The sequence below is a fragment of the Natroniella sulfidigena genome, from assembly GCF_023223645.1.
GTDB classification, from domain to species: Bacteria; Bacillota; Halanaerobiia; order Halobacteroidales; family Halobacteroidaceae; genus Natroniella; species Natroniella sulfidigena.
In genome coordinates, this window is sequence record NZ_JALKBY010000013.1 from 82,125 (window position 1) to 91,348 (window position 9,224).

General features: G+C 30.3%; 8 protein-coding genes. All 8 read right to left on the minus strand.

Annotated elements, in window-relative coordinates:
• Positions 1–19: 19 nt before the first annotated feature.
• On the minus strand, positions 20–1,687 hold the full coding sequence (locus tag MWH28_RS09625) for a radical SAM/SPASM domain-containing protein (protein WP_248619150.1): 1,668 nt from the start codon (positions 1,685–1,687) through the stop codon (positions 20–22).
• A gap of 68 nt (positions 1,688–1,755) precedes the next feature.
• A complete protein-coding gene (hepT, locus tag MWH28_RS09630) occupies positions 1,756–2,163 on the minus strand; it encodes a type VII toxin-antitoxin system HepT family RNase toxin (protein ID WP_248619151.1) in 408 nt (135 codons plus the stop codon).
• Positions 2,156–2,581, minus strand: a complete 426-nt coding sequence (gene mntA / locus MWH28_RS09635) for a type VII toxin-antitoxin system MntA family adenylyltransferase antitoxin (protein WP_248619152.1) — start codon at positions 2,579–2,581, stop codon at positions 2,156–2,158. Before mntA ends, hepT begins: the two co-directional genes overlap by 8 nt.
• Positions 2,582–2,640: 59 nt before the next feature.
• Positions 2,641–3,735, minus strand: a complete 1,095-nt coding sequence (locus tag MWH28_RS09640) for a plasmid pRiA4b ORF-3 family protein (protein ID WP_248619153.1) — start codon at positions 3,733–3,735, stop codon at positions 2,641–2,643.
• Positions 3,736–3,882: 147 nt separating this feature from the next.
• Complete coding sequence (locus tag MWH28_RS09645) at positions 3,883–4,134, minus strand: hypothetical protein (protein WP_248619154.1); 252 nt, start codon at positions 4,132–4,134, stop codon at positions 3,883–3,885.
• A gap of 400 nt (positions 4,135–4,534) precedes the next feature.
• A complete protein-coding gene (locus tag MWH28_RS12990; protein ID WP_248619155.1) occupies positions 4,535–7,078 on the minus strand; it encodes a GGDEF domain-containing protein in 2,544 nt (847 codons plus the stop codon).
• 79 nt (positions 7,079–7,157) lie between these two features.
• The gene (locus tag MWH28_RS09655) at positions 7,158–7,430 is read right to left on the minus strand and encodes a hypothetical protein (protein ID WP_248619156.1); all 273 of its coding nucleotides are present in this window, start codon (positions 7,428–7,430) and stop codon (positions 7,158–7,160) included.
• A 236-nt stretch (positions 7,431–7,666) separates the two neighbouring features.
• On the minus strand, positions 7,667–8,926 hold the full coding sequence (locus MWH28_RS09660) for a DUF4116 domain-containing protein (RefSeq protein ID WP_248619157.1): 1,260 nt from the start codon (positions 8,924–8,926) through the stop codon (positions 7,667–7,669).
• Positions 8,927–9,224: the final 298 nt, after the last annotated feature.

Genomic DNA, 9,224 nt, shown 5'->3' on the forward strand with positions numbered 1-9,224 from the left:
CCCCTTATTATTTATTTTGTTATCTTTTCCACAAAGGATAAGAACGATCATCATCTTCACTGATCCAGCCACTTATTTCATCTTGTCTTGCGAAAGGAACACCTCCACTTGTATAGCCAATAACATTCTGTACGGCTTCTATCGCATCTTCTTCTATTGAATGATATCTATCTTTTTGTTTCTTACCTGTAGCACTCTTATCAACTTTTGTTAAATAAGGAATGCTTCTTAGCTCTTTAACTGCACACTTTTGACCAACTCCATAACGCTCCATATACTCTTTAACGCTAACAGAATATTGATTTTCAAAATATCTTTTAAATTCAACTTTTCTCCCATTTTTATCTAGTTGCTTTAAATGCAATACTATAGGCTGAGGACAAGTAGGGTCAGCTTTTCTCCCGCTTTCACTAAAAACAGGACAACCCCCACAAAATTCTACAGCATCACAAGAATTACAAATACTCTTTTTGAAAAACCCTTTATGCTTAAAAAAGCGATAATGCTTAATTATTCTTTCCTCTTTCCAAACTCTATCCAAATCATCATTTAAGATATTGCCTGCTTTAAAATCTGAGCTAATTAATTGAGAGCAAGGAAAAATAGAGCCATCTGGAGCTAAAGCTAAAATTCTCTCTCCTGCGACACAACCTCGAAGACCTTTGGCTTTAGCTTGACTAGGTTTAAGCCTTCGTTGCAAAAAGCTTAATCCACAATCAAGTCTTAAATCCAAATCATACTCCCTGCTAACTTTAGCTAACATTTTTTCAAACTCAATTAAATCATAATCACTTGGCTTTTCTTTAAGCCATTGTTTAATATCCATTGGTGGTTTATAACGGAGTAAAACTACCCTAGTGATATCAAGTTTGCTCAAATAACAAATTATTTTTTTGAAATTTTTAATTACACTTTTAGATATAATTAAATTAACTCCTGTTTCTAAGTCAAAACTTTTAATCTTAGCTACAAGGCTATTTAATCTAGCAAACTCTTCTTTTCCTTCTGCAAGTAACTTATGATGATTAAGTCCTAATTGTAATGAAGTTATACTCTTTGTAAGCTCTTTTAATAAATCAGCATCAATCTCATCAACTCCAGTAGTAATATGAACTACCAACCCCTTTTGATGAGCATATTGAGTTATCTTTGTTAAATCATCACGCTTTAATGCTTCTCCACCACCAATTGCCAACTGAAAAACACCCCAATCTACAAGCTTATCCACTACTTTTAAAGCATCCTCAGTTTCTAAATTTTCAAATTCAGCCTTATGTTCTTTAGCATAACAATCTAGACAATCTTTGCTACAATCGTATGTAATTGCCCAATGAACTGTCTCGGGAGCATTTAGGTGTTGGGAACTTGACCAATTTTGATCAATCTTAAAATCTAATTCTCTATCTTTAAGCTCAACAACCAAAGCTTTAGTTTTTAAAATCACCCCTAACTCAATAAATTTCTCAATTATCTTTAAAATACTCTCTTTTTTTAGTCCAAATTTGTTTGCAACTTCTAGTAATTCCTTTTGACTTAAAAACTTATTTAGCTTAAGTAATAATAATAATTTAAATGCTTCTCTATCTATATCTATTGTATCTCCTGTCTTTTTATTAAATATTAATCCACCAAAACCTTCTTTACGCAATCTAATATCTTTTGCTAAAATAAACAAATCAGCCTCCAAAATAATCTCTCCTTTTTATTTAGGGATCAATTACTGATTAAACTAAAATCATCTATTTTCTCCTTTATTTAATATAACTTACAAATCTCCTTGATAAATAATCTATAATCAATCAAATTATTTTGTAAAATACTATAAATTTCTGTCTCGTCAACTTTGCTATACATATGAACTACTCGATTCCTAAATTTAGTCATTACTATATATTTATCCTTGTTTTCATCAGAAATCATTCCATTTTGAGCAAGGATTCTAAATCCATCTGCACTTGTCTCTGGCTTTTCTAATCTTTCATTAGCAATAATTTTATTAGCTATATCAATCATTATCTCAACTGACGTCTGTAATAGATGTTTGGTTGCTTCTACATTTCTAAAATCATTTAAAAACTCATCCTTAGATATCTCTTTTAAAGTCTTAAGCTTCTCTAAATTATCTTCTAACAGCTTAATTTTATCAATTATCCTATCAGTCACTTAGATATTCCTCCTTCAAAGCTCTTTTATACTCAGCATAGTATTTATTCAATCTAATCCGCTCATCGTAATAATAAGTCAATACATATTGAATAAAATCACTTACCTTGTCTTTATTCCTTTCATAGATTAGATCTCCTGTCCTAATTATCTCATGCTGCAGATGGACTGGAACTTTATTTAAGTTAACTAAATCTATATCTTCTACTTTCAGTATTAAAGAAATCTGAGCCATTACCTCCATCTCGCTCATTAAATTAATCTCTTTATCCTTTCTAAATAAAATTGCAAAATCTATATCGCTCAATTCTGTCTGACGATCTGTTCCATAAGAGCCAAAAAGATAGACTGCTATTATATCCTCTTCTTCTTTGAAGTAACCTTTTAAATCATCTGATTTCTCTTCAATCTCAATCATCTAAATCACCTCTTATCCTTATGATACCATAATTTGATAACCTTTAAAATAAAAACCTATTAACCTTTACTCAATCTCTCATCTGGATCATCAAATTCTACTTGTGCCGAATCAAAATCATCTGGGCTATACTTCTCTCCTAGCCAATCTAAGATAACTTCGTACTCTTCATCCTTCGGATTCTTTAATATCTCCAGCAACCTATAATAACCACCAACTCCGCCACAATCTTCTGGAGGACAGGCCCTCTCCCCAGCTAAACAAAGTGGATACTCTTGATCCCTTTCAGCAGGATTAATCTCTTCTAATTCTAATTCATGCTCCCAGTAATCTCCAAAATCATAAATATAAGTTGCACTATTATTCTCATTGTTGAAATAATCCTCTATTCTTTCTTCCCAACTCACCTTTAAGTTATTATTAAATTCTAAATCAGGAAAGCCTATCCCTGCTTCTTCCCCTGTTGCGGGATCAGTTATTCTAAATTCATGTAAATGATAATCTAGCCAGCCCATAGCATCTTGAATTGCTACATGCAGATTCCAAAAAGTATAATTTTCTGGAACCTCAATTCGTCTCCAGATCAGTGGCTCAATTCCCTTTAAGCTTACCTTAAAACGATAGATATTCTCTTGTCGACGTTGGCCCATTTTTTCTCGAAAGGTCTTTTGGAGGCTTTCACTAGGAAAGGTATCTTCTAAAGTTAAAATTGGAGTATCATTATTGACTTTATTAAGCCTGATTAAATTCATTCGTTCTGTAGGTAAAAAATCATCAATCCTAAATTCTGTATCCCGTTTCATATTATTTAGTGTTGATATTACACTTCGATTATAGGTCTTAGTATATTTAATTTCTCCTGTTTTGGCAAAATATTCTGTTATATGCTCTTTATCTATTCTATCAGCCTTAAAATTTTTCTTAATAGCTGCTATGCATAGAGCATTAAAATTTTCAAAGTCCTTCTTCTTTAACCCATATAAAAAGATAGAGTATCTTGTAGCTACATTCATTAGCATAACGCACTTTCTCCTATTAATTCTAAATAAATGAACATGCCAATTATAAAAATCATCTCTATCTTCTTCTGCTACTACTTCAATAGGAAAATTTATCTCATTTCTTAGCTTCTTAGTACAATTAAAAATTAACATTAATAATCTCTCCTCACTGGTTAACTTTAAAATATCTTTTATATCATAAATGCTTTATGCTCTTAAATCAACCTCTAAATTTCATAAGTCAGCTTAATCCTTTAATTAAATACCACTAAATTAATAGTATCTGAAAGCATCCATTTATTATTTTAGCCCATTTTCCTCATTCATTTCAACAACCTCACTTATAACTTCAAGTAGTCCTTCTTCTTTATTATCTGATATAAAAGCATTGATTAAATACTTTAATCTAGTTCCTGCTTTTTCAAAACCACTAAATCCCTTGAATTTCTGTTGACAATATTCTATTACATCTTTACCCTTCTTGACTTTTTTTAGAATTTGATCACAACTAGTAGAATTTGTTTGATGATAAACAATGAAGATTATTTTCAAGCCATTAAACTAATACTCACTTTTTAATACTTTATCCAATATTACCTCTATCTATTCATAGTAAAAATAATTAAACTATAAAAATCAAAACTAATAACACTTGAAGTTTTTCACTATTAAACCACTCCATATCACTAGATTGAAACTTCCTAGCCTTATAGTATTAACTACAGCTAACCCATAGTACAGTTTAACTATTATTTAAATCATTTTATTCTCGACATCATATTCTATCCTATTATTTTATATAGTTCTATTGTTGTTAATATTCTTTATTTTTCTTGTAATTACCTTTTTATTACTAAACTATTTAATCAATATTCTTTAAATCTCATATAGTCAATAGTTATTAATAAAGAAAAAAGTTCCCAGTTGATTATTGGAAACTTTTTTCTTTATTTTAGCTTATTCTTTTCTGAGCTAATTCAACTCTATTACGACCTTCTTCCTTCGCTTCATAAAGAGCTTCATCAGCTGCTTCAATGAGTTTTTCTGCCCCCTCTTTAGTCTCAGGTTTAACTGCAGCCACTCCTGCACTGACTGTTACATAATCAGAAACTACTGATTTTCGATGAGGCAACTTCAAATCACCTACCCCTAATCTAATTCTTTCAGCAACCTTAATAACTCCATACAACCCTGTCTTGGGCAAAATCACAGCAAACTCTTCTCCTCCATAACGAACTACTAAATCAGCAGGCCGAAGTACTAACTCTTCAAACTTCTGAGCTATCTTTTGTAAACATTCATCACCAGCTTGATGTCCATAAGTATCATTATATTCCTTAAAATAATCAATATCAATCATAATCAAAGCCAAAGAAGTCCCTTGACGTCTAGCTCTTTTCCACTCTTCTCCTAATTTATTATCAAACAACCTTCTATTTGCAAGCCCAGTCAAATCATCACTGGAAGCCAATTCTTTTAACTCTTTATTCTTCTCTCTTAACTCTTCTTTCAAAATAGCATTTTCAAAAGCTTTAGATCGAATAAATGATTGAGTATCCTCAATCAAACTTTGATTTAATAAATCCCTCATTACATTGATAGTCTTTGGAGAAATATCATGCTTCTCTAATACATTTATAAAGCCATTTATTCTACACTGAAATCTATCTCCACTCTCTTCAACACAGCTTCTATATTCAGTAAACATATCCTCTAACTCTCGATTCTTACTATAATATAGCATCTCATCAATAACCTTATCTGCAGGAATATAGCTAAAGACAGTAAAGATAAGCTCAAATAACAATAACTCACTCTTTTCTCCCTTGGCCCATAAAGCATCAAAGACATTAATTATAATTGAAGCAAAATCTTTAGCTATGGTCTGTTCCCAACCTACTTGAATTAATAGATCATCGATTGAATGAATCTGCTCTTTAGCAATTTCAAATAGCTTTTTATCTTCACTAACCTCTTCTAATTTAACAAAATAAAGAACCTTTAACTCCCGGGCCAACAAAGCTAAGAGATTTTGATTATCCTCGCTCCATCCACTTATCCTCTCTATCTCTTCTGAAATAATCTCAACCTTCTCCACATAAGCAAGTCCATTATTTTGACCTTTGATTATTAAATCGAAGATGATTATCTCATTTCTATCTTCCTCATCCAACTCTTTCCATTCTGTAGTTGGACAGAATTTTGCTCTAATCTGATCTAATAATTCTTTAGCTAGCCCCTTATCCTGACTCTCCTTTAGCTCAATATATCTAGCAACCATATCTGATGAGACAAGATCTGCTAAAGGCAGATTATCTTCCATTAATAAAAACTGCTCATCCACCTCACTTAGCTTCCCAAACAAATACTCTAAATCAAAATAAAAGTCACTAAAGTGTTCCTTCTCAAGTTTTAATCTATTCTCTTTAAAGTATCTTTTAAATAAAAGTAACTCTGCTTTAAATTCTTCTATAACCTCTTCTGCTCCACTTCTTTCTATCTCCTTTAAGAAGAAATAAGCAAGGTTATTTACATACTCTACATTCTTCTTACCTAGAGCAATCAGTTTTCTAATAACTAAATTAAGTTTTCCTTCCTTTAAATAAATCTGATCTAAAGAATAGACCAGACTTCCAATATACCACTGATTACCGAACTTCTCACTGACAGGAGCAGAGATCTTTTGATGTTGCTTCTTTAATTCCTCGATAGAAAATATATCTCTAACCTTCTCAACAGAAAAATTATCAGGAGTTAGCTTAGTCAATAATTCTTCCTTCTGCCAAGATTTAATTAAACTCTTAATAAATCCACCCTCTTGCTCATCTAAAACTTTAATAATTTCAGAAAGATCCTGCTCACCACTAAGCTCTTCACCTAAAAATAACAACAACTCTTGATAGCTCTTAATCCCATCTAACTTGTCCAAATTATCAATCTGCTCTCTATACTTCCCTCTAACAGCATTCTTCTTACCTGCTATATCATCTATAACTAATAACTTTTCCTTAAACAACTCAAAAGTGTCCTTATCTTTTAGCCAACCATCCTCTTGATTACTATCCCAACTCTCTAGATAATCGATCACTTCCTGTAAGATTATATCCTCTCTAAACCGCTCCAAAATCTCACTTACTATAAAATCATTAATACTCATCTTTTCTGTTTGAGGCTGTTGTTCTTTATACTGCTTTAAAAATTCAAACTCTTCAGTCTCATCTTGGCAATAGCCATAATAACTACCTAAAGCAGTCAAAGCATGGCGTAACCTATGTATGTTTTCATGCTGGATTAGCTTGTCTTGTAAGAATTCTTTAAGCTCACTACTTCCTTTAGCTGCTAATTCCCCAATCTTTTTGGCCGCTGCTACCCAAACTGCTGTCTGCTCAGACCGGAATTTATATTTTAAATCCTTTATATCACTCTCTGTTAAATTCCCAAGATTCAGATTATTATAACTTTTAAGCTCATTATCTATTTTTAAATAATTATTCACTCTACCACCTCCATAATTATTTTAAGTTAAAAAAGCAGATCTTCAACATTGATCTGCTCTGTATTCACTATAGATCAATTTACCAAGTAGATATCTCCTTATAAACAGTAGAAACTTTATCCACCGCCAATTCATATTGCATAGCTCTTTGAGATAATTTATACTCTCCAATAATCTCATCTTCATTATCTGTTATCCAATAACAATCTTCTTTAGCCAATTTCTTTCCACCAAGTTTATCACAGATAAGCTCCCTTATCTTCGCTCCTAACTCTTTATTCCCAATGTTAACGGCTACTCCATTCTTTCTTAACCATAAAATTAACTCATCAGCACCAATTTTAATCTTCATAATATCTCCCCTTTTCATCTTTTTTCGATTAAAGATTCTTTTTCTGACAATAATCACCAATGATTACATTTTACCAAAAAAAACTAATCATGTCTATAGTTTCTTAGGTTTAGTACTAGTAAGACTAATACCACTTTTATTACTACAGGATAATTTCTTTTATTGATGGTTGCTAAATTGCATAGAACCATCGCTAACTGTTATAAAAATATAATCTTAATGACTTGTTATTCTGATTAATATTTATTAGCAATTTCTAAAATTTGTTCATCATTTTGTAATTCTTCACTTGCATATCTTAATACATCACTATCTTGCTTTACTGCTTCTAATACTACTTCTTTATCACCTCTTAACTCCTTACTTACATATCTTAATGCATCACCATTTTGCTTTACTGCTTCCAAAACCGCTTCTTTCTCACTAATTCCTACAATTTCTAATAACTCTTGATAATCAACTTCTTCTAACTCTTCTCGATAGGGAATCACTATATGAGTTACTAATCTCTGAGAATATTTATAATTCTGAAGTAAAGTCTCTTTAATAGTTTCTATTATATACTTTCTTAACCTATTATAATAATCTTTGTCTTCTAAATATCTCCCTAAAACTTCCCAAATATCAAGTCCTAAATAATATACTGGCTCTTCCCTTGTACATATTTGGTTTATAAATTTATCTATAAAATACCGTTGAGCTTCATCGTTTGTAATATTTTTGAAATAGTCAATGGCGATATTCATTAAATCATCATCTGAACCATCTTCTAATATTTCTTTCATTCTATCCGTTAAATATTCATCTTCTAAATTTTCAAAATAAAAATCTAAATCATAATAATCTGATGATTCTATTAACTTATCTATACAGTATTCCTTAATTTCCTTATCATAGTTATAAATACATTTATCAAAAAATTCATACATTAACCAATAAGGTCGTACATAAATTGCATTATCAATTAAAAATTTAATATCTTCTTTTTTTCTCATTCCTATATTTCTTAAAATAACAAATATATCATTAAAAATTCCATAATCTACATCATTATCATCTATCCATTCAGTTAACTTCTTTTTTAAGTATTCTTTAGTCTCTTCACTTCTTACAAACTTTAAGATTTCTAATGAATCTGCAATTAAAATTTTATTATCCAAACACTCTTTTGCTTTATCTATTAGATATTTTCTGATTTTTTTATTTCTTAGTTGTATATAATTTATTGAACTTGCACTATTACTTATTTGCATTAAAAATTTTAATGATTCTTTTAATTTACTATTACTATTTAATGAATCTTCTTTCAAAAAAGTTAGATCCTGATCTAAAACTTTTTTGGCTAGAATTATTTTTCTTTTTAACTTTAAATGTTCATCTATATCTGCAGTAGAAAATAAAACTTCTGAAAAGAAACTTTCTATGACTTCTAAATTTTCAATTGGAATCACTATCGTTGCATTGTTAAAAAAATATAGATCTACTAACTCAATCAAATCAAATTAGCAATCAAATATTTATAGCTTAGTAGATTTTTCAAGCAATAATTACTTTGAAAACAGCCCTTACCCTACATCAAAAGTAAAATATAGAATATATTTCTAGATGGAATTCTATTAGCCTAAGGTTTTAGGTAGTAAAATTTTATCAACTACTGTTAATCCATCTATTCCAATTGAAATCATTTGTTGTAACTGAACAAATGGAATACTTTATCTTTCTAGTGAGTTTAAGTAAACTTCCTTTAAATTTAGATTCTTTTTCAAGCAATTTTAGAATTAAAAATAAGATTAC

Coding starts and splice junctions, on each gene's coding strand:
- mntA (WP_248619152.1), bottom strand. CDS start 2,581: ATGATTGAGATTGAAGAGAAATCAGATGATTTAAAAGGTTACTTCAAA.
- MWH28_RS09640 (WP_248619153.1), bottom strand. CDS start 3,735: ATGTTAATTTTTAATTGTACTAAGAAGCTAAGAAATGAGATAAATTTT.
- MWH28_RS09655 (WP_248619156.1), bottom strand. CDS start 7,430: ATGAAGATTAAAATTGGTGCTGATGAGTTAATTTTATGGTTAAGAAAG.